Here is a 21,097-nt window from a genome sequence, read left to right as displayed (position 1 = left end):
TTGGGAAAGGCCAGTACGGGCAATTTTAAACACGATTGACCCCGGCATATTCATTCTGTCTGAACATCATCGACTTTTCCGTCAGGGTTCTGCAGCGAATGCAGTGGCTTGAGATGCAAGCATCGCCGAATAGGCTGCAAATAACGCGTACGATCCAATTTCGGCAAGAATGAAAATGAGATATTTTCTTCATGCTATGGCTAAGGATGTCCGGGCAAAATCACTTGTTTGCTTATGAAGGCGTATATGTTTTGCGTGTTCGAGATCAAAGGGAAGATTCATACACAGTTAATACAGATAATTTGAATAAGCACGAAATGTTGCTCTCGATTTTGCCAGTCGACTTGAGCTTTCGGCTACGGTGTTCTTGTTATCGTTGCTTTTTCCAGCAGACAATTGTTTTTGAAAAATATCTTATTGGGGCCTGTCATGCGTTGTTGCGGAGGCACCCACTCTTCGCAGGTTGATTTGGTTTTATTGCGACGCAGCAAGAGTATGCGCGGACGGTGACCCGACAATGGGCCGAATGACGTAGGTGTCGAACTATTCTTGGGTGGTTGTCATTGCAGACTTGGGAAAAGCAATACCGCGCAATAACCCGAGCAGTCGCAAAGAAAAAGGCGGACCTCGCGGCCCGCCTCTTCCAGATAGATCGAATGATCGTCATTCGTACTAAGGCGAAAGCCTTATTACATCATGCCGCCCATGCCGCCATTTCAGCGCGCTTGACGCGCTGAAACACTTTTACATGGGCGAAGCTGGATGGTCGTCCTTCAGTAATAAGGCGAAAGCCTTATTACATCATGCCGCCCATGCCGCCCATGCCGCCCATGTCAGGCATGCCGCCGCCGGCGGAGTCCTTCTTCGGGGCTTCGGCAATCATGGCTTCGGTCGTGATCAGCAGCGAAGCAACCGAAGCTGCGTTCTGCAGAGCCGTGCGAACGACCTTGACCGGATCGACGATACCCATGGCGATCATGTCGCCATATTCGCCGGTCTGGGCGTTGTAGCCGAAGTTGTCGGTGTCGCTTTCGAGGATCTTGCCGACGATGATCGAACCTTCGTCGCCTGCGTTTTCAGCGATCTGGCGAACCAGCGACTGAAGCGACTTGCGGATGATGTTGATACCGGCGTTCTGATCGTCGTTGGCGCCCTTGATGTCGAGGACGACGGAAGCGCGAAGCAGGGCAGTACCACCGCCTGGAACGATACCTTCCTGAACGGCAGCGCGCGTTGCGTTGAGCGCGTCGTCGATACGGTCTTTCTTTTCCTTGACTTCGATTTCAGTTGCACCGCCGACGCGGATGACGGCAACGCCGCCAGCGAGCTTGGCAAGACGTTCCTGCAGCTTCTCGCGATCGTAGTCGGATGTGGTTTCTTCGATCTGGCCCTTGATCTGGGCAACGCGGCCTTCGATCTCGTTCTTGGCGCCAGCACCGTCAACGATGGTGGTGTTTTCCTTGGAGATCGAAACCTTCTTCGCACGGCCGAGCATTTCGAGCGTGACGTTTTCCAGCTTGATGCCGATGTCTTCGGAAATGACCTGGCCGCCGGTCAGGACAGCGATGTCTTCCAGCATGGCCTTGCGGCGATCGCCGAAGCCCGGAGCCTTGACGGCAGCGATCTTCAGGCCGCCACGCAGCTTGTTGACGACGAGCGTAGCAAGCGCTTCGCCTTCGACGTCTTCCGAGATGATCAGGAGCGGCTTGCCGGTCTGAACGACGGCTTCCAGAACCGGAAGCATTGCCTGCAGGTTGGAAAGCTTCTTCTCATGGAGAAGGATGTAAGCGTCTTCCAGCTCGGCAACCATCTTTTCAGGGTTGGTTACGAAGTAAGGCGAGAGGTAGCCGCGGTCGAACTGCATGCCTTCGACGACTTCGAGTTCGGTTTCGGCGGTCTTGGCTTCTTCAACCGTGATGACGCCTTCATTGCCGACCTTCTGCATCGCTTCAGCGATGTAGGCGCCGATTTCCTTTTCGCCGTTGGCAGAGATCGTGCCGACCTGGGCCACTTCTTCCGAAGTGTTGATCTTCTTGGCCTTGGCAACGAGGTCCTTGACGACGGCTGCGACGGCGAGGTCGATGCCGCGCTTCAGGTCCATCGGGTTCATGCCGGCTGCAACGGCCTTGCCGCCTTCGCGAACGATCGCCTGGGCGAGAACGGTCGCGGTCGTGGTGCCGTCACCGGCGATGTCGTTGGTCTTCGAAGCAACTTCGCGGACCATCTGGGCGCCCATGTTTTCGAACTTGTCTTCGAGTTCGATTTCCTTGGCGACGGAAACGCCGTCCTTGGTGATGCGCGGTGCGCCGAAGGACTTGTCGATGATGACGTTACGACCCTTGGGGCCGAGCGTGACCTTGACTGCGTCTGCGAGGATGTCGACGCCGCGCAGCATCTTTTCGCGCGCGGTGCGGCCGAACTTAATTTCTTTGGCTGCCATGTTAAAAACTCCCGGGCTGATGCCCAATTGGTTTTCTGGAATTGAGGATGAAGGTCAGCGGCTCAAATCAGCCGATAACGCCCATGATGTCGGCTTCCTTCATGATCAGAAGGTCTTCGCCGTTGAGCTTGACTTCGGTGCCCGACCACTTGCCGAACAGGATGCGGTCGCCAGCCTTGACGTCGAGCGCGATGAGGGCGCCCTTGTCGTCACGTGTGCCGGTGCCGACGGCGACGATTTCGCCTTCCTGCGGCTTTTCCTTGGCGGTATCCGGAATGATGATGCCGCCCTTGGTCTTGGCTTCAGCCTCGATACGGCGGACGACGACGCGGTCGTGCAGGGGGCGGAAATTGGTGCTTGTCATTGTCTAATCCCTCGATCAAATGACTTCACGGATCGTCAGATGCGACCCGATGGATGGATTAGCACTCATTGATCACGAGTGCTAGCGGCTTGGAGATAAGGATGGCGGGAGCGTGAGTCAAGAACCGCACCGTCAAAAATATTTCGCGAAACACGGTTACTGGCGAGGCATGCACATCGCACGAGAACAAGACCTCAGTGAGGCGCCTTCACACCCATCCCTGCCCGAGGCCGCTCGTGTCTGGGCTAGGATCGGCTTCCTAAGTTTCGGTGGACCCGCGGGCCAGATTGCGCTGATGCACCGCGAACTGGTGGATGAGCGGCGCTGGATTTCGGAGAGCCGGTTCCTGCATGCCCTGAACTACTGCATGCTGTTGCCAGGCCCTGAGGCGCAGCAGCTGGCGACCTATATCGGCTGGCTGCTGCACGGAACGCGCGGCGGCGTCATCGCCGGTACCTTGTTCATTCTGCCCGGTTTTTTCGTGATCCTCGGCCTGTCGTCGGCCTATGCGCTGTTCCAGGACACGCATTGGCTGACAAGCCTGTTCTTCGGTCTGAAAGCCGCCGTGCTCGCCATCGTCGTCGAGGCGGTGATCCGCGTCGGGCGCCGGGCGCTGAAAACCCGGTTGGCGCTGGTCATTGCGGGGCTTGCCTTTGCGGCGCTGTTTTTCTTTGCCGTGCCGTTTCCGCTTGTCGTGCTTGCCGCGGGCCTTGCCGGTTATCTCATGGCGCGGTTTCAGCCGGCGAGCGAGGCGAAGGCCGCAGCCGCCGCGGCACGGGAATCCCTGGACGACAAGCCGTCGGTGATCGGGTCGGATTTTGCGCAGGGTTCAGCGTCCTTGGGGCGCACCATCCGGGTTCTCGGCATCTGGCTCAGTCTCTGGCTGGCGCCGTTCCTTTTGATTGGCGCCGCAATCGGCTTCGACAATACCTTCACGGCGATCGGCCTGTTCTTCTCCAAGATGGCTGTCGTCACCTTCGGCGGGGCCTATGCGGTTCTCGCCTATGTCGCCCAGCAGGCGGTCGAAACCTATTACTGGCTGAAGCCGGGGAGATGCTCGACGGGCTGGCGCTGGCTGAGACGACGCCAGGCCCCCTCGTTCTGGTCCTGACCTTCGTCGGTTTCATGGGGGCGTTTCGCGCGCCTGTCGGCATCGATCCGCTGCTTTCCGGCTTCATCGGCGCCACGCTCGCGACCTGGGTGACCTTCATTCCGTGTTTCCTGTGGATTTTCCTCGGTGCGCCTTATGTCGAGACGCTGCGCAGCAACCGGGCGCTGTCGGCTGCCCTGTCGGCGATCTCGGCGGCGGTGACCGGGGTCATCCTCAATCTGGCGCTCTGGTTCGGTCTGCATGTGCTGTTTGCGGAGGTCGGCCGCCTTGAGGCGTGGCCGCTATCCATGCCCCTTCCGGATCCATCGACGCTGCAGCCGGCGGCACTTGGCCTCTCGCTGCTGGCGGCCTTGTTGCTCTTTACCTTGAAGCGCGGCGTGGTCACGACGCTGGCCGTCTGCGCGGCGGCCGGTTTCCTGTTGCAGTCTATTTGACGGAAAAGGCCGCGGTGTCGGCCAGGAAAGCTTGGTATTCGCGCGTGATTTTCAGGATTGAGTCTTGTCTTTTCGGCACTTCCTTGCGATGTCAGCCGGACATTTCTTCTGCGGGAAGCCAGCATGGCCGTTCGGATCAACAGTTTTCGCGATATCGCCAGCCGCTACGATGTCGTGCTGTGCGATGTCTGGGGCGTGCTCCACAATGGCGTCGCGGCCTTCCGGGAGGCTTGCGAGGCGCTGACGGAAGCCCGCGCCAAGGGCGTGACTGTCGTTTTGATCACCAATTCGCCCCGCCCGCATCCAGGCGTCATCGTCCAGATCCGCAGTCTTGGCGTTCCAGACAGCGCCTATGACCGGATGGTCACGTCGGGCGACGTCACCCGCGCGCTGATCTCGGCCGGCCCGAAGAAAATCTATTTCATTGGCGCCGAGCGCGACCTGCCGCTGCTCGAAGGGCTGGGCGTCGATCTCGTCTCCTCCGAAGATGCGCAGATAGTCGTCTGCGCCGGCTTCTTCGATGACGAAAGCGAAACTGCTGAAGATTACCGCGCCACGCTTTCGGGCCTTGCAAAACGCAAGATCCCGTTTATCTGCGCCAATCCCGATCTTGTCGTCGAGCGGGGCCATCGGCTCATCCCGTGCGCCGGCGCCATCGCCAAGGTCTATGAGGAACTGGGCGGCGAGACGCGGATTTCCGGAAAACCCTATATTCCGATCTATCGCGCCTCGCTGTCCGAGGCCAAGGCTGTGCGCGGCGGCTTCGATCTGTCGCGCGTCATCGCGGTTGGTGATGGCATGCCGACCGACGTCAAGGGCGCGCAGGACTTCGGCCTCGACCTGCTTTATATCAGCGCCGGCATCCATGCCCGCGAATACATGGTCGAGACGAAAACGGACGAGGCAAAGCTGGCGGCCTTCCTCAAGAGCGAGGGCGCGACGCCAAAATGGTGGATGCCACGCCTTGCCTGATGGGCTGATCCTTGCATGACGGATGCGACTGACATGACGGTTTTTCATCGCAACGAAACGCGCGAGCCCCTGCCGGACAGTCTCCGGGGCGGCGTCGTCGCCATCGGCAATTTCGATGGCGTGCATCGCGGTCATCAATCTGTGCTGCGCCGGGCCCTGGAAGAAGCGCGCGCCCGTGGCGTGCCGGCGCTGGTGCTGACCTTCGAGCCGCATCCGCGCACGGTGTTTCGCCCGGATCGCCCTGTCTTCCGCCTGACGCCGGCGCCGCTGAAAGCGCGCATCCTCGAAAGCATGGGTTTTGCGGCCGTCATCGAATATCCGTTCGACCGCACCTTCTCCGAGCTTTCCGCTTCCGACTTCATCGGCCAGGTCTTGATGGATTGGCTGCATGCCAGCCATGTCGTCACCGGTTTCGATTTTCATTTCGGCAAGGGCAGGGAAGGCGGCCCGGCCTTCCTGATGGCGGCCGGCGGCGAAAACGACTTCGGCGTCACGCTCGTCGATGCTTTCCGCGACGAGAATGCTTCGGTGATTTCCTCCAGCCACATTCGCGGCCTGCTCGGCGAAGGCGATGTCTCCCAGGCGGCGGGCCTGCTCGGTTATCACTATACGGTCGAGGCCGAGGTGATCGGCGGCAAGCAACTCGGCCGCACGCTTGGCTATCCGACCGCCAATATGCAATTGCCGCCCGAGGTCGAACTGCGCAACGGCATCTATGCCGTCCGCTTCCGCCGCGCCGATGGCAGCATCTATGACGGGGTCGCAAGCTTCGGCAAGCGCCCGACGGTCGACAGCAACGGCATCGCGCTGCTCGAAACTTTCGTCTTCGATTTCAGCGCCGATCTCTACGGCGAAACCTGTGCCGTCTCGTTCTTCGGCCATCTGCGCGACGAACTGAAATTCGACGGTCTCGACCCGCTGGTCGTGCAGATGAAGCAGGACGACGCGGAAGCCCGCGCGCTGCTTTCCGGCGTGAACCCGCTCAGCGAGATCGACCGCAAGGTGGCATTCTGATCATTTCCGGCTGAGCGGAAAGTTTTTGACGTCGTCGTTCCACGGGTCGAACACAGCTGCGCCAGACAGGCGCATGTCCTTGATGTTACGCGTCACCAGAAAGAGCTTGTGCTCCAGCGCCGTCGCCGCCAGAAGCGTATCAATGACGGGTGGCGCTTGACCACTTTCGCGCTTCACGCGACCCGACAAGGCCCCCCAACGCCGCACAACTGCATCGCTGACCGGAAGGATTCGGCCGGAAAACCGCTGCTCCAGCGCATCCCGCGATTCCATATAGCGATACCGGTTGACGTCGTCGGACGGCAAATTTTCTATACCCTTGTCATATTCCGCAAGAGTGAGGATGTTGATGAAAAATGTATTCTCGTCATTTGCCTTGGCCCATGTCTTGACTGAAGGCGCACCGTTCGGATTGATCAGGGCGGAAATGACATTCGTATCGAGAAGCCAGCCGATCAAAGGTCTGGATCCCGGCCGCGGTCGTCCTCGCGCTCAAGTCTTATCTCGCTCAGCGCCAAGCCCTCCATGAAATCGAGGAAAGGTTCCTTTGGGGCCGGCCGGGTCAGCCGATCGAGTTCTTCCACGCTGATCACCACCACACTTTCACGGCCCCGTATGGTCACCCGCTGCGGCCCCTGGCTGTGGGCACGCCGCACGACCTCGCTGAACTGCGCCTTGGCGTCTTCCAGTTTCCAGCTATTGGGCGAGGCGATAGGTTTTCCGGACATTGGCTTCTCAACTGGTCAGATAGTCAGTTATATTACATGGGCAATGAAATGTCCATGTTGCCCTGTTCAACGCAGCAGGCGGCTGTCGAAGGGGTAGCGGATGGCTTTCGCGATCGTCAGCCTGCCCGCATCGGGATGGCGGGGATTGATCAGGAAATTGGTCGCTTCCGGCATGACGGCCGAGGGGACGCGGATCAGGCAGCCGCTATTTTCGCCAAGCAGGCGGCTGCCTTCGCGCCGGGTCCAGTCCAGATCCTCGACGTGTGCTTGATCGATAGGGATCGTCGTCACGGCGACGTCATCAGGGCAATCGATCTTCAAAAGCTGATAATCGTCCGGCAGGTCTTCGATATCGACATGGACGAGAATTTCGAGAAGGCATGTCGAGGGGTGATCGCAGCAATAGACCACCGGGATGCCTTGCTCGTGCCAGCGGCCCGCCGAAACAAGTCCGCCAGTGCCGGAAAGGTTGGCATAGTTGGAAATCCGCCAGAGGATCATGGCTCAGGCAAAAATCCCGTGGTCGATTCGGTGCAGCACGTCTTCCACAAGCCGGGCGCCGGTCTCGGATTCGAGCAGGTCCAGTGGCACGATCCCGTCAAGGCCGCGATTGGGCTTGCGCAGCCAGCGCCGCGCCTTTTCGGGATTCTCAAAAACGCGGTCGGCCATCTCGACGACGCGCATGAGCCTGATAGCGCTGTCGTTCTCCGCAACGGTGAGCCGCTCTCCCTTGGCAATGCGCCGCGCCAGCGTCCGGCGCGGGGCAATGAAACGGTAGAGTTCGTCCATGGTGAAGCCGAGCGCAGTCAGGCTCGAAACCGTCCAACCGTCGAAATGCTTCATCTGGCCTTTCGAGGCAATGTCCAGACGTTCGCGAATGTCGCTCGTCTCGATGGTTTCCTGAAGTTGTGCGTCCATCGGATTATCTCCCCATGCCACTTGCCCATTAATATACGCGCATCTGGCACAGAGTGCAACGATGCCTTTTCACACCTCCGGTCCTGCCGAGTTTCCTCTTCCTTTTCGCCGGAAAACCCCTTAAAGAACCGGCCCATGAGCCCGCGTCGTCAATTGATGATTGATCTGCGAATTACAGGCCCGGCCTTCCGCGCACTTTGACTGCTGCCGGGAGGTCCGGGTTTTTGGCGTTGGCCCTCAGCGCCCCTCTCGTCACTTCCCTATTTCCCGTTCGCATGCGCGACGAAACGCGCCCAGAGACGATTGCAAGAACCATGACCGTGACTTCCGAAAAGCTCGACTATTCCAAGACGCTCTACCTGCCCGAAACCGAATTTCCGATGCGCGCCGGCCTGCCGCAGAAGGAGCCGGAAATGGCGGCCAAATGGCGCCAGATGGACCTCTATAAAAAGCTGCGCGCCTCTGCCGCCGGCCGCGAAAAATTCGTGCTGCATGACGGCCCGCCCTATGCCAACGGCAATATCCATATCGGCCACGCGCTGAACAAGGTGCTGAAGGACGTCATCACCCGCTCGTTCCAGATGCGCGGCTATGATGCCAATTACGTGCCCGGCTGGGATTGCCACGGCCTGCCGATCGAGTGGAAGATCGAGGAAAAATACCGCGAAAAGGGCAAGGACAAGAACGAAGTCCCGGTCAACGAATTCCGCCGCGAATGCCGCGAATTCGCGCAAGGGTGGATCGACATCCAGTCGGAAGAATTCCGTCGGCTGGGCATCGAGGGCGATTTCGATCGACCCTACACCACAATGAATTTCCACTCCGAAGCCCGCATTGCCGGCGAACTGCTGAAGATCGCGCTGTCCGGCCAGCTTTATCGTGGATCGAAGCCGATCATGTGGTCGGTCGTCGAGCGCACGGCGCTGGCCGAAGCCGAGGTGGAATATCACGAGGTCGAGAGCGATACGATCTGGGTGAAGTTTCCGGTCAAGCTGGTGGCTGACACCACTTTTCCCGATGGCGCGGACGCTGCCGAGGCACATCTTTACTCGCTGGGCAATATCTTCAATCCCCCGCGTCAGTGGTAATCTGGACCACGACACCTTGGACGATACCCGGCAATCGGGCTATCTCGTTCTCGGCGCGTGTCGCATACGGGCTTTATGAGGTAACAGCATCTGAGAATGAATTTGGGCCTCGGTCCGGCGAACGGCTGATCTTTGCGGATAAGCTGGCGGAAGAGAGCTTTTCCAAAGCCAAGCTTCAGTACAAGCGCATCTGCGACGTGCCGGCTCGCACGCTTTCTTCCATCGTTTGCGCCCACCCGCTTAAGGATCTCGGCTACGACTTCCCCGTCCCACTCCTCGATGGCGACCACGTTACCGACGACGCCGGTACCGGCTTCGTGCACACCGCCCCGTCGCATGGTCGCGAAGACTTTGAAGCCTGGACGGCCAATGCCCGTGATCTTGAAGCCCGCGGCATCTCGTCGAAGATCCCGTTCCCGGTCGATGACGCCGGTTATTACACCGAGGACGCCCCCGGTTTCGGCCCGTCGGCTGAAGGTGGCGCCGCCCGTGTTCTCGATGACAACGGCAAGAAGGGCGACGCCAACAAGCGGGTCATGGATGCGCTGATTGCTGCCGGCAATCTCTTTGCCCGCGGCCGCATCAAGCATGAATACCCGCATTCCTGGCGCTCGAAGAAGCCGGTCATTTTCCGCAACACGCCGCAGTGGTTCGTCCATATGGACAAGGACTTCGGCGACGGCACGACCCTGCGTTCGCGGGCGCTCTCGGCCATCGACGACACACGCTTCGTGCCGGCTGCCGGCCAGAACCGGCTGCGCGCCATGATCGAAGGCCGCCCGGACTGGGTGCTGTCGCGCCAGCGCGCCTGGGGCGTGCCGATCTGCGTTTTCGCTGATGTCGAAGGCAATGTGCTGAAGGATGAAGAGGTGAACGCCCGTATCCTCGAAGCCTTCGAAAAGGAAGGCGCCGATGCCTGGTTTGCCGCAGGCGCCAAGGAACGTTTCCTCGGCAATAGCAATGATGCCGAAAAGTGGCAGATGGTCACCGACATCCTCGACGTCTGGTTTGACAGTGGCTCGACCCACACGTTCACGCTCGAAGACCGCCCCGACCTGAAATGGCCGGCCGATGTCTATCTCGAAGGCTCCGACCAGCATCGCGGCTGGTTCCATTCGTCGCTGCTCGAAAGCTGCGCGACGCGTGGCCGCGCGCCTTACGACGCCGTCGTCACCCATGGTTTCATCATGGATGAGAAGGGCGAGAAGATGTCGAAGTCCAAGGGCAATGTCACCGCCCCGCAGACGGTCATGAACGACGCCGGCGCCGATATCCTGCGCCTCTGGGTGATGTCGTCGGACTACGCCGAAGACCTGCGCGTCGGCAAGACGATCATCCAGACCAATATCGACGCCTACCGCAAGATCCGCAACACGATCCGCTGGATGCTCGGCACGCTCGCCCACGACAAGGGCAAAGAGATTTCCTATGCCGATCTGCCGGAACTTGAAAAGCTGATGCTGCACCGGCTGTTCGAACTCGACCAACTGGTGCGCAAGGCTTATGACGAATTCGACTTCAAGCGCATCACCCGCGCCTTGACCGATTTCGCCAATGTCGAGCTGTCGGCCTTCTATTTCGACATCCGCAAGGACACGCTCTATTGCGACGCGCCGTCGAGCCTGAAGCGCCGTTCGGCTCTGCATGTCATCCGCAAGCTGTTCGACAGTCTCGTGCTGTGGTTCGCGCCGATGATGCCGTTCACCACCGAGGAAGCCTGGCTGTCGCGTGACCCGAATGCCGTGTCGGTGCATCTCGAACAGTTCCCGGTCGTCCCGGCGGAATGGTCGAACGAGGCGCTGGCCGAAAAGTGGAAAAAGGTCCGCACCGTCCGTCGTGCCGTCAGCGGTGCGCTGGAAATCGAGCGCAAGAACAAGCGCATCGGCTCGTCTCTGGAAGCGGCCCCGGTCGTTCATGTCGCCGATCCGGAACTGCTCAAGGCGCTGGAAGGTCTGGATTTCGCCGAAATCTGCATCACCTCGGCGATCACCATCCTTGGCGCGTCGGGTCCGGCGGATGCCTTCCGTCTTGATGATGTCGCGACCGTCAGCGTCGAGCCGGTGCTGGCCGAGGGCACCAAGTGCGCCCGCTCCTGGCGTTACACGGCCGATGTCGGCTCCGACCCGGATTTCCCTGACGTGTCTGCCCGCGATGCGGCGGCACTGAAAGAGCTGGGGTTTGCTTCTTAACCGATAATTTACCGGGTGAATTGCGCTTTGCGATCTCATCCGGTAAAACCTGCCTGAAATTTGGCGGATTTATCCGTCACGAGGCGCAGAGTGCTGTGTGGACTGGTGTTCGTGCTGGCATTGCTGGAAGGGTTTTCATGAGCGTGACGCGAGAGTTTCGAGTGCTGGCCGGTATCTGTGGCGTTATAGCCGGCAGCTTTGTTCTGACGGGCTGCATCGGCGGTCCAACCTATGGAACCGATAAGACCGCCGGCGAGCATCTGATGGATGATCTCGGCAGCGCGGTTTCCTTCCAGTCGGCCCCAAAGAGCAACGTCAAGTATCAGCCGCGTCCATCGCTCGTCCTGCCGCCGTCGCAGGAGCAGGCTACTCTGGTCCAACCGCAGCAATCGGTTGCATCGAAGGACAATCCGCAATGGCTCGAATCGCCGGAAGAAACGCGCCTGCGGCTCGTCGCCGAAGCTGACGCGAACAGCGGCGAGATCGGTTACGTCTCGCCGCTCGCCAAGTCCAATGCCAATGGCCGCCGCTTGACCGCCAAGGAACAGCAGGCCGCCTATCGTGAGGCGCGCAAGATCCAGATGGGTGCCTATGCTGACAAGCGCCGCTTCCTCAGCGATCCGCCGCTCGCCTATCGTGCGCTTCCGGAAGAGGCCAAGGCCGATCTCGGCGAAGACGAAATGGTCAAGCAGCGCCGCCGCAAGAAGGAAGCGCAGATCAAGGGCAGCGGTTCCAAGTGGTGGGATATTTTCTAAGCCACGATGTTTAATATCCGCAAGGCGACGACAGACGACGCGGCAACCATCCTGCGCTTCATCACCGAACTGGCCGTTTACGAAAAAGCCGGCCACGAGGTGGATGCGACGGTTGAGACTGTCGGCTCCTCCCTCTTCGGACCGTCCTCCGTCTGCGAGGCAGCCATCTGCGAACGCGATGGGCAGCCGGTCGGGTTCGCCGTGTGGTTCTACAGCTACTCGACCTGGAAGGCCCGCAACGGGCTCTATCTCGAAGATCTCTACATCACCCCGGAACAGCGCGGCAGCGGTGCCGGGCGCCTGATGCTGCGCTATCTGGCGCGCGTCGCCGTCGAAAAGGGCTGTGCCCGTTTCGAATGGAGCGTGCTCGACTGGAACGAACCGGCAATCCGCGCCTATGATGCGATCGGTGCAGCGCCGCAGACGGAGTGGATCCGTTACCGTCTCGACGGCAAGGCGCTTTCCGATTTTGCCGCCGGCTGAAAAGCCTCAGCGCTTGCGCGAAAAGAAATCCTTGAGAATGGCGGCCGAAGCCGTGGCCGAAAGGCCCGAATAGACCTCCGGGGCATGATGGCAGGTCGGTTGTGCGAAAAACCGCACGCCGCTTTCGACGCCGCCGCCCTTCGGGTCATCAGTGCCATAATAGAGACGACGGATGCGCGCGAAGGAAATCGCGGTTGCGCACATGGTGCAGGGTTCGAGCGTCACGTAGAGATCGGCCCCCGACAGTCGCTCCGCACCGATGGACGCGGCAGCCTCCCGGATCACCTCGATTTCGGCATGGGCGGTGACGTCGTTGCGCTCGCGGGTGCGGTTTCCGGCGCTTGCGATAATCTCGCGATTGAGCACGAGGACAGCCCCGACCGGTACCTCGCCGCGCCCCGCCGCAAGCCGGGCCTCCTCAAGGGCGAGGTCCATGAAACGGTTTGTCTCGGCCATTTGACGACCCCGTGATAATTTCTCTTAACGCATCCGCCCCGACCTGATAGGACAGCCGCAAAAGGCAGGCAACACAAATGACATTTAAAGACAAGCCCCAGCGGCCCGGCGGCAAGCCGCGCGCTGCTGACAAGAAACCCTATTCCGAAGCACGCAAGCCCGATGCGTCCGATTCCGGCGTGGAGAAGCCCCGCAAGCCGCGGGTCTCGGCCTCTGCTACGTCAGGTGACGAGCCGCAGCGCATCTCCAAGATCATGGCCCGCGCCGGCGTGGCCTCGCGCCGCGATATCGAGCGGATGATCATGGAAGGCCGCGTCAGGCTGAACGGCAAGCTGCTCGACAGCCCGGTCGTCAACGCGACGCTGTCCGACCATATTGAAGTGGACGGCGAACCGATCCGCGGCATCGAGCGCACCCGCCTCTGGCTCTATCACAAGCCGACCGGCCTGGTGACCACCAATTCCGATCCGGAAGGCCGCCCGACGGTCTTCGACAATCTGCCAGAAGACCTGCCGCGCGTTCTGTCCATCGGTCGTCTCGACATCAACACCGAAGGCCTGTTGCTGCTCACCAATGACGGCGGTCTGGCCCGGGTTCTCGAACTGCCCTCGACCGGCTGGCTGCGCCGCTATCGCGTCCGCGCCCATGGCACGATCGAGCAGGCCGAACTCGACAAGCTGAAGGACGGCATCGCCGTCGATGGCGTGCTCTACGGCTCTATCGAAGCGACGCTGGACAAAGTGCAGGGCGCCAATGTCTGGATCACCATGGGCCTGCGCGAAGGCAAGAACCGCGAGATCAAGAACGTCATGGGCGCCCTTGGCCTTGACGTGAACCGCCTGATCCGCATTTCCTATGGTCCCTTCCAGCTTGGCGAACTTGCCGAAGGCAAGGCGCAGGAAATCCGTGGCCGCACGCTGCGCGACCAGCTCGGTCCGCGCCTGATCGAGGATGCCAAGGCGAATTTCGACGCGCCGCTGTTCGACAATGCGCCGGCAGAAGAAGAAAAGCCGGTAAAGAGCGAATGGTCGTCCAAGGCCGACAGGCCGGACCGCGCCTTCCGCGAGAAACCCGAGGACAAGCGCGAGCGCGCTTTGTCGCGTCTCGACACCAAGCGCGATGACAGTCGCGGTGGTCGTCCGGAGCGTCCGGATCGGCCAGACCGTAAAGAACGCGGTGGACGCGATGCACCGCCCGCAAGATTTGACGATCAGCCCAAGCGCGAGCCCGGTTTCCGCGCCCGCAAGGCCAATGTCTGGATGGCGCCTGGCGCCCGTCCGGTGGCCGAGAGAAAACCGAAGGAAGAGGGTGCTGCGGCCACCAGCGAGAAGCCGGTTCGCCGCGAGCGTCCGGAAGGCGCACCCAACGTCAAGCGTTACGGCAAGACCAGGGACGGCGCGCCGATCAAGTCGGCACGCAAGTTCGATCCGGACCGCAAGAAGGCCAGCGTCTATGATCGCCCGGATCGCGGCCCACGGGTCGTGGTCACCCGTGACGACGACGACAAGGACTGGATACGCGCAACGGAAGAACCGAGCCGCGATGACGCCCGTGGTGGCGACCGCAAGCGCGGTGGCGGCGATGACCGTGGCGCCCGCAGCTTTGGCGACCGCGCGCCCCGTAGCGACCGCGCGCCCCGTAGCGACCGCCCGCAGGGCGATCGTCCCCGTGGTGACCGCCCGCAGGGCGATCGTCCACAAGGTGCAAGGCCACCGCGCCGCGAAGGTGGCGACAAACCGTTCGGCGACCGCAAGCCGCGTGCCGAAGGTGCCCGTCCCTTTTCCGACAGGCCGAGAAGCGATCGCCCAGCCGGCGACAAACCGTTTGGTGATCGCAAGCCGCGTGATTTCGGTGATCGCGCTCCACGCAGCGACCGCCCGCAGGGCGATCGTCCACAGGGTGATCGACCACCGCGTCGTGACGGTGATCGTCCGTTCGGTGGCAAGCCCTCCGGCGACAGGCCTGCTGGCGGAAAATCCTTCGGCGGGAAACCGGGCGGAGCAAAGCCCTTTGGCGCAAAGACCGGTGGTTCGGGCGGTCGTCCTGGTGGCCGGCCAAGCGGCGGCAAGCCTGCCGGTGGACGCCCGGTCGGTGGCGGCAAACCGCGCGGTCGGGGAAACTGACCGGCGGTGCGTATCGTCGGTGGTGAATTTCGCGGGCGCTCGCTCGCGTCTCCCAATTCCAGTGATATCCGGCCGACGACGGACCGGACACGCGAAAGCCTGTTCAACATTCTGAGCCATGCTTATCCGGAGGCTCTAGACGACACGCGCGTGCTTGATCTCTTTGCCGGCACCGGCGCCGTGGGGCTTGAAGCCCTGTCACGCGGCTGCCGGCAGGCGCTGTTCGTCGAGACGAGCGCGGAAGGCCGTGGCCTGCTGCGCACCAATATCGAGGCCTTCGGTCTGCAGGGCAGGGCGAAGGTGTTTCGCCGTGACGCAACCGATCTCGGGCCGGTTTCGACCGTCGATCCGTTTCACTTCGTCTTCGCCGATCCGCCCTATGGCAAGGGGTTCGGCGAAAAGGCCCTGGCATCGGCCGCAAACGGCGGCTGGCTTCTGCCGGATGCACTCGTCATCCTGGAAGAGCGCGGCGATGTCCGCCCTGTTTTGCAGGATGGCTTCGAATTCGTCGAGGACAGGGTTTTCGGGGACACCCGGATGCACTTCTTCCGGTTTCGCGCGGTCTGATCGAAAGACTCTGATCCAAAGACAAAGGAGCGCATGATGAACGATACGCCAGCGCCCATTCCTGTTGCGAAAAAATCTGGTCCGACGGTTGCCATCGCCTTTGGCGGCGGCGGCGCGCGTGGGCTTGCCCATATCCATGTGATCGAAGCGCTGGACGAACTCGGTATTCGCCCGGTGGTGATTGCCGGTTCCTCGATCGGCTCCATCATGGGTGCTGGCATGGCGGCCGGCATGCGCGGCACCGAGATCCGCGAGCATGTGCTTTCTACCATCGGCCGGCGCCGCGAGGTGATGAACAGGATCTGGAGCCTGCGGCCGACAAACCTCGCCTCGGCGGTGGCCGGCGGTTTTCGCGTCGGCCAGTTCAATCTCGAACGGCTGCTGAAGGCCTTCCTGCCCGAGGGTATACCAGCTGATTTCGCGGATCTCAGCATTCCCCTGAAAGTGGTCGTGACCGATTATTACGGCCAGAGCGAACGGGTCTGCGAAAGCGGCGATCTCTATCAGGCCCTGGCCGCATCCTCCGCCTTGCCTGCCATGTTCATGCCGGTGCGCATCGATGGCCGGGTGATGATCGATGGCGGCATCTACAATCCGGTCCCCTTCGATCACCTTGTCGGCCTTGCCGATATCGTCATCGGCGTCGATGTCGTGGGCGGTCCCGAAGGCGACGGCGAGGCCATGCCGACCCGGATCGACAGCCTGTTCGGCGCCAGCCAGCTGATGATGCAATCGATCATCGCCATGAAGGTGAAGGCCCATCCGCCGGATATCCTGCTGCGCCCCGAGGTCAGCCGCTTCCGGGTGATGGATTTCCTGAAAGCCCAAGACGTGCTGGCGGCAACCGCCGGCATCAAAGATCAGGTCAAGATCGCACTCGACGCAGCCTTCGCGGCCAAAACGGGCAACTGATCTTTACTCTGCGCCGACGATCTTTGCGCCAGCCTCGCCGTCACTTGGCGTGTTGGACAGGATCGTGTCGTCATTGTCCGCGGTGTGATGAACCTCGCGTTTCGGCTTGACCAGCGGCGTCGGCTCCGGCCGCACTGGCTGGAAGTGCAGCATGTCGCGGCCGGCGCTGATGCCTTCGGCTTCCTGCAGGGCAAGCCGTGCCTCGTCGCGGCGGCGGATGTCGTCGGTGATCGCCAGCGCCTCGTCGTCCCCCACGCCAAGCGATTCCAGCGTCCGGCGTCCGAACAGCAGACCGGACTCGAAGGTCTCGCGCAATTCGTAATCGACGCCTCGGGCGCGCAGCGTCAGCGTGTGCAGCCGGTCATAGGCGCGGGCAAAGATGCGCGCATTCGGATATTCCGCCTGGACCATATCGACGATCCGGTCGGTTATTTCCTTCTGGTGCGTGCAGATGGCGACGATCTTGGCACGCTCGATGCCTGCGGCCCGCAGCACGTCGAGACGCGTGCCATCGCCGAAATAGATCCGGAATCCGAAGGTCGCGGCCTGCCGGACACGGGCGGCGGAATGGTCGATGATCGTCACCTCGCGGCCGCCGGCCAGCAGGATCTGGGAAGCGATCTGTCCGAAACGCGAAAAGCCGATCATCAGAACGTCGGCGCCGGCCCCTTCGAAATCCTCCTCCATCTCCTCCGCCACTTCGTCCTGTTCCTGCATCAGCAGCGATGCAAGCGCCGAGGCAGCCGGCGTGAGCGCCATGGAAAGCGTGACGATGACGATCAAAAGCGACGCGGTGCCTGACGAAAAGACCCCGCCGCGGCAGCGGCACTGAACAGCACGAAGCCGAACTCGCCGCCCTGCGGCAAAAGCAGCCCGATGCGCACGGCGTCATTGTGTGGCGAGCCGGTGACGCGGCAGAGGCCATAGATGACCAGCGCCTTGATCGCCATCAGGACCGGCACGGCGATCAGGATCAGAAGGTAGTTCTCAAGAATGACGTCGATCTGCAGGGACAGGCCGACCGCCATGAAGAACAAAGCGAGCAGAAGACCGCGGAACGGCTCGATATCCGCCTCCAGCTCATGCCGGTAGGAGGATTCAGCCAGCATGACGCCGGCCAGGAAGGCACCCATGGCCATGGAGAGGCCGGCCAGTTGCATGACCGTCGCAGCGCCCATGACGATCAAGAGTGCCGCTGCGATCATTACCTCCCGGGCTCCTGTGCGGGCAATGACCTGGAATAGGGGATTCAGCAAATAGCGGCCGGCGACGATGAAGGCGAGGACCGCTGCAACGGCGACGCCGAAATCATAGAGCGGCGATGTCGTATCCTCCGGCGCCTGCAGGGCGATCAGCGGGATCAGCGCCAATAGCGGCACGATGGCAAGATCCTGCAACAGCAGCAGCGAAAAGGTGCGTTGGCCGTAGCGCGTATTGGTGTCGTTCTTTTCATCGAGGATCTGCAGGGCGAAAGCCGTCGAGGACAGGGCGAGGCCGAAGCCGGTGACCACGCTGCCGGCCCAGTCGAGAATGCCGACCTCGTAGACGATCCCCGAGACGATGCCGCCGGTGAGAAGCACCTGCGCCGAGCCGAGGCCGAAAATATCGCGCCGCATCTGCCACAGCCGCGATGGTTTCAGTTCCAGCCCGATGACGAAGAGCAGGAAGACGATGCCGAGTTCGGCAAAGCCGAGGATCTGCTCGCCCTCGGTGATCTGCTGGAGCAGCGGACCTATGACGACGCCGGCGGCAAGATAGCCGAGAACCGTGCCCAGACCCAGCTTCTTGAAGATCGGTGCCGCGATCACAGCGCCGCCGAGCAGCAGCAGGGCCTGTGAATAAATGGCTGGCGTCGTCGACATGCGGCAGGTCTTTCTTCTGGATTCCAAGGTTCCCGGTGTTTTTCGCACCGTCACGTGACATCTATGGCAGGGATAGCGCACAAGAATCATCGGATGCCCTTGATGCTTCCTGTACTGCACAATAAATGGGACAGGAATGAAAGGCCAAATCATGTCAAACACAATCGATTCCGCAGCGCTCCAGACGCGGGCGGCCGAGCTGATCGATCTTGCGCTCAAGGCCGGCGCGACTGAGGCTGATGCCGTGGTTGTCCGCGGCCGTTCGCGCTCCGTGTCCGTTCGGCTGGGCAAGGTCGAGGCGACCGAAGCGTCCGAGAGCGACGATTTCTCGTTGCGCGTCTTCGTCGGCCGTCGTGTCGCCAGTGTTTCGGCCAATCCGGGCTTTGACCTCAAGGTCTTGGCCGAGCGCGCGGTGGCCATGGCCAAGGCCTCGCCGGAAGACCCATATGCGAGCCTTGCCGACAGCGATCGGCTCGCCCGCTCCTATCCGGACCTTGATCTTTTCGACCCGACAGAGGTCTCGACCGAGGCGCTGACGCAAGCAGCACTTGCAGCCGAAGAGGCGGCGCTCGCCGTTCCGGGCGTGACCAATTCGAGCGGCGCCGGAACCTCTGCCGGCATGGGTGGTCTGGTGCTCGTCACGTCGGCCGGTTTTTCCGGCTCCTATATGGGCACGCGTTTCGGTCGTTCCGTCAGTGCGATTGCCGGCGACGGCACGAAGATGGAGCGCGACTATGATTTCGACAGCCGCCTGTTTTTCGCCGATCTGAAAGATCCGGTCGACATCGGCCGCACCGCTGGCGAAAAGGCGGTTTCCCGCATCGGCGCCCGGCAGATGCCGACCCAGAAGAACCTGACCGTCGTCTTCGACCCGCGCATGGCGCGCGGCTTCGCCGGCCATATTGCCGGTGCCATCAACGGCGCCTCCGTTGCCCGCAAGACCAGCTTTTTGCGTGACATGATGGACAAGCCGGTGTTGAAAGCCGGTATCCATGTCACGGACGATCCTCTCGTGGTTCGCGGGTCGTCCTCGCGCCCCTTCGACGGGGAGGGCATCAGCGGCGAAAAGCTGTCGATGATCGAGGACGGCGTGCTGCATCACTGGTTCCTGTCGACATCGACCGCCCGCGAACTCGGCCTTCAGACCAATGGGCGCGGCGTGCGCGGTGGTCCGGCTGTCAATCCGGGATCGACCAATTTTGCCATCGAGCCGGGCGATGTCTCGCGCGAAGACCTGATCCGCAGCGTCGGTACCGGTTTCTACGTCACGGAACTAATCGGCCAGGGCGTCAATATGATCACCGGCGAATACAGCCGCGGCGCGTCCGGTTTCTGGATCGAAAACGGCGAACTGGCCTTCCCAGTGTCAGAAGTGACCATTGCCTCCAACCTCAAACAGATGTTCATGGCCTTGACGCTGGCAGATGATATCGACCGCAAGTACGGCGTTGCTGCACCAACGCTGGCGATCGAGGGTATGACGCTGGCCGGCACCTGACAGGATGGTGCACACATGAATTTGACGTCAAACGCGGCATGACCTGCCGCGGGAATGGGACCGCAACATGAATGCCGTTCACCCCTCGCCGGATCAATGGGCCAGGGATCTGGAATTGATCACGACTGCTGCAATCGCCGCCGGTGAAAAGGCCATGACCTATTTCCGCAGGGATCCGGACGTCCAGTGGAAGAATGGCGGGCGATCACCGGTGAGCGAGGCGGATTATGCCGCCAATGATATTCTCAAGGAACGGCTGCTTACAGCGCGTCCGAATTATGGCTGGTTGTCGGAGGAAACCGACGATGACGAGGCGCGTCTGGGATGCGAAACGGTCTTCGTCGTCGATCCGATCGACGGCACGCGTGCCTTCATCGCCGGAAAGGATGTTTGGTGCGTCAGCGTCGCGGTGGTCCATCGCGGCCGCCCGGTGGCCGGCGTGCTTTTTGCGCCGGCGCTCGATGAGTTGTTCCAGGCACGTGAAGGCGGTCCGGCCGTCAAGAATGCTGTCGAAATCGTCGTTCGCGCACCACCGGCAGGCGAAACCCTGAAGATCGCGCTCGCCGAAGATACCATCGTCCGGCTTGAGGGCGGCTACCGCACAGGCGTTTCCCGCATCTCGCACGTGCCGTCTCTTGCCTATCGGATCGCGATGATCGCCGATGGCCGGATCGATGGAACGGTGGTCAAGACCAATTCCCATGACTGGGACCTCGCGGCTGCTGATCTGATCCTTTCAAGGGCAGGCGGCACGCTTGCAAGCCTTGATGGCGAGCCGCTTTCCTACAATCGCCCCAATGTTCGCCATACCGTCCTGTGTGCCGCCGCCAACCCTCTGCTCCCGGCGCTGGTCGCGGCGGCGCAGGGGCTTGAGGGCCATTGACCTTTCCGGTCGAATGCCGCAAACCACAGCAAACACGTCAAGAAAACGGAAAGTCAGATGGCTGAGACCCAAGAGAAAAAACAGCGGCTGCATCTTGTGTTCGGCGGCGAACTGACGACGCTGACAAGCGTCGAGTTCCGCGACCTGAGCAAGCTCGATATTGTCGGCATCTTCCCCGACTACGAAACAGCGCTGACCGCCTGGAAGTCCAAGGCGCAGATGACGGTGGACAACGCCCATATGCGCTATTTCATCGTCCACATGCACCGGATGCTCGATCCGGAAAACGATTGATGATCA

Annotated in this window: 17 protein-coding genes and 3 pseudogenes; 12 read left to right on the top strand and 8 right to left on the bottom strand. The window is 61.3% G+C overall.

Features of this window, described 5'->3' with window-relative positions; genetic code table 11:
• Window positions 1–796: 796 nt before the first annotated feature.
• Both groL and groES read right to left on the bottom strand, forming a co-directional pair.
• Window positions 797–2,440 (bottom strand): chaperonin GroEL, encoded by a 1,644-nt coding sequence (groL, locus tag P6U16_RS06250; protein ID WP_277703034.1) that lies wholly within the window; start codon window positions 2,438–2,440, stop codon window positions 797–799.
• A 67-nt stretch (window positions 2,441–2,507) separates the two neighbouring features.
• Window positions 2,508–2,804: a co-chaperone GroES gene (groES, locus tag P6U16_RS06245; protein WP_275789194.1), complete on the bottom strand. Its 297-nt coding sequence runs from the start codon at window positions 2,802–2,804 to the stop codon at window positions 2,508–2,510.
• Window positions 2,805–2,973: 169 nt separating this feature from the next.
• Here groES and chrA point away from each other — a divergent pair.
• The 3 genes and pseudogenes from chrA to P6U16_RS06230 all read left to right on the top strand — a co-directional run bounded on the left by chrA (window position 2,974) and on the right by P6U16_RS06230 (window position 6,335).
• Window positions 2,974–4,349, top strand: a pseudogene (gene chrA, locus P6U16_RS06240) (chromate efflux transporter).
• Between the two features lie 123 nt (window positions 4,350–4,472).
• Window positions 4,473–5,321, top strand: a complete 849-nt coding sequence (locus tag P6U16_RS06235) for a TIGR01459 family HAD-type hydrolase (RefSeq protein ID WP_277703033.1) — start codon at window positions 4,473–4,475, stop codon at window positions 5,319–5,321.
• 33 nt (window positions 5,322–5,354) lie between these two features.
• A complete protein-coding gene (locus P6U16_RS06230; RefSeq protein ID WP_277703032.1) occupies window positions 5,355–6,335 on the top strand; it encodes a bifunctional riboflavin kinase/FAD synthetase in 981 nt (326 codons plus the stop codon).
• Here P6U16_RS06230 and P6U16_RS06225 read toward each other — a convergent pair whose 3' ends face one another.
• The 4 genes from P6U16_RS06225 to P6U16_RS06210 all read right to left on the bottom strand — a co-directional run bounded on the left by P6U16_RS06225 (window position 6,336) and on the right by P6U16_RS06210 (window position 7,981).
• Complete coding sequence (locus P6U16_RS06225; protein ID WP_277703031.1) at window positions 6,336–6,794, bottom strand: type II toxin-antitoxin system VapC family toxin; 459 nt, start codon at window positions 6,792–6,794, stop codon at window positions 6,336–6,338.
• Window positions 6,791–7,063: a type II toxin-antitoxin system Phd/YefM family antitoxin gene (locus P6U16_RS06220; protein ID WP_277703030.1), complete on the bottom strand. Its 273-nt coding sequence runs from the start codon at window positions 7,061–7,063 to the stop codon at window positions 6,791–6,793. Before P6U16_RS06220 ends, P6U16_RS06225 begins: the two co-directional genes overlap by 4 nt.
• A gap of 66 nt (window positions 7,064–7,129) precedes the next feature.
• Window positions 7,130–7,564, bottom strand: coding sequence for an RES family NAD+ phosphorylase (locus tag P6U16_RS06215; protein WP_277703029.1), 435 nt, complete (start codon window positions 7,562–7,564; stop codon window positions 7,130–7,132).
• A gap of 3 nt (window positions 7,565–7,567) precedes the next feature.
• Window positions 7,568–7,981: an antitoxin Xre/MbcA/ParS toxin-binding domain-containing protein gene (locus P6U16_RS06210; RefSeq protein ID WP_277703028.1), complete on the bottom strand. Its 414-nt coding sequence runs from the start codon at window positions 7,979–7,981 to the stop codon at window positions 7,568–7,570.
• A gap of 314 nt (window positions 7,982–8,295) precedes the next feature.
• Here P6U16_RS06210 and ileS point away from each other — a divergent pair.
• The 3 genes and pseudogenes from ileS to P6U16_RS06195 all read left to right on the top strand — a co-directional run bounded on the left by ileS (window position 8,296) and on the right by P6U16_RS06195 (window position 12,496).
• A pseudogene (gene ileS, locus P6U16_RS06205) lies at window positions 8,296–11,258 on the top strand (isoleucine--tRNA ligase).
• Between the two features lie 137 nt (window positions 11,259–11,395).
• A complete protein-coding gene (locus tag P6U16_RS06200; RefSeq protein ID WP_277703027.1) occupies window positions 11,396–12,013 on the top strand; it encodes a hypothetical protein in 618 nt (205 codons plus the stop codon).
• Between the two features lie 6 nt (window positions 12,014–12,019).
• Complete coding sequence (locus P6U16_RS06195; protein WP_277703026.1) at window positions 12,020–12,496, top strand: GNAT family N-acetyltransferase; 477 nt, start codon at window positions 12,020–12,022, stop codon at window positions 12,494–12,496.
• A gap of 6 nt (window positions 12,497–12,502) precedes the next feature.
• On the opposite strand, the gene P6U16_RS06190 is transcribed toward P6U16_RS06195, so the two are convergent.
• Window positions 12,503–12,952: a nucleoside deaminase gene (locus P6U16_RS06190; protein ID WP_277703025.1), complete on the bottom strand. Its 450-nt coding sequence runs from the start codon at window positions 12,950–12,952 to the stop codon at window positions 12,503–12,505.
• 77 nt (window positions 12,953–13,029) lie between these two features.
• Between P6U16_RS06190 and P6U16_RS06185 the strand changes: the two genes are divergently transcribed.
• Genes P6U16_RS06185 through P6U16_RS06175 form a run of 3 tightly spaced genes read left to right on the top strand, consistent with a single transcriptional unit; the run spans window position 13,030 to window position 16,554 of the window.
• Entirely contained in the window at window positions 13,030–15,075 is a 2,046-nt protein-coding gene (locus P6U16_RS06185) for a pseudouridine synthase (RefSeq protein ID WP_277703024.1), read from the top strand.
• A gap of 6 nt (window positions 15,076–15,081) precedes the next feature.
• Window positions 15,082–15,642, top strand: a complete 561-nt coding sequence (rsmD, locus tag P6U16_RS06180; protein WP_277703023.1) for a 16S rRNA (guanine(966)-N(2))-methyltransferase RsmD — start codon at window positions 15,082–15,084, stop codon at window positions 15,640–15,642.
• A 33-nt stretch (window positions 15,643–15,675) separates the two neighbouring features.
• The gene (locus P6U16_RS06175; protein ID WP_277703022.1) at window positions 15,676–16,554 is read left to right on the top strand and encodes a patatin-like phospholipase family protein; all 879 of its coding nucleotides are present in this window, start codon (window positions 15,676–15,678) and stop codon (window positions 16,552–16,554) included.
• Window positions 16,555–16,557: 3 nt separating this feature from the next.
• Here P6U16_RS06175 and P6U16_RS06170 read toward each other — a convergent pair.
• Window positions 16,558–18,416, bottom strand: a pseudogene (locus P6U16_RS06170) (monovalent cation:proton antiporter-2 (CPA2) family protein).
• 151 nt (window positions 18,417–18,567) lie between these two features.
• Here P6U16_RS06170 and P6U16_RS06165 point away from each other — a divergent pair.
• The 3 genes from P6U16_RS06165 to P6U16_RS06155 all read left to right on the top strand — a co-directional run bounded on the left by P6U16_RS06165 (window position 18,568) and on the right by P6U16_RS06155 (window position 21,091).
• Entirely contained in the window at window positions 18,568–19,914 is a 1,347-nt protein-coding gene (locus tag P6U16_RS06165) for a TldD/PmbA family protein (RefSeq protein ID WP_277703021.1), read from the top strand.
• 67 nt (window positions 19,915–19,981) lie between these two features.
• Window positions 19,982–20,797, top strand: coding sequence for a 3'(2'),5'-bisphosphate nucleotidase CysQ (locus P6U16_RS06160; RefSeq protein WP_277703020.1), 816 nt, complete (start codon window positions 19,982–19,984; stop codon window positions 20,795–20,797).
• 57 nt (window positions 20,798–20,854) lie between these two features.
• Window positions 20,855–21,091, top strand: coding sequence for a DUF4170 domain-containing protein (locus P6U16_RS06155; RefSeq protein WP_277703019.1), 237 nt, complete (start codon window positions 20,855–20,857; stop codon window positions 21,089–21,091).
• The last annotated feature ends 6 nt before the right edge of the window (window positions 21,092–21,097 follow it).

Source organism: Rhizobium sp. 32-5/1, from assembly GCF_029537235.1.
Classification (GTDB): Bacteria; Pseudomonadota; Alphaproteobacteria; order Rhizobiales; family Rhizobiaceae; genus Pararhizobium.
Note: the sequence above shows the minus strand (reverse complement) of the source record. Positions and strands in the feature narration are given on the sequence as shown.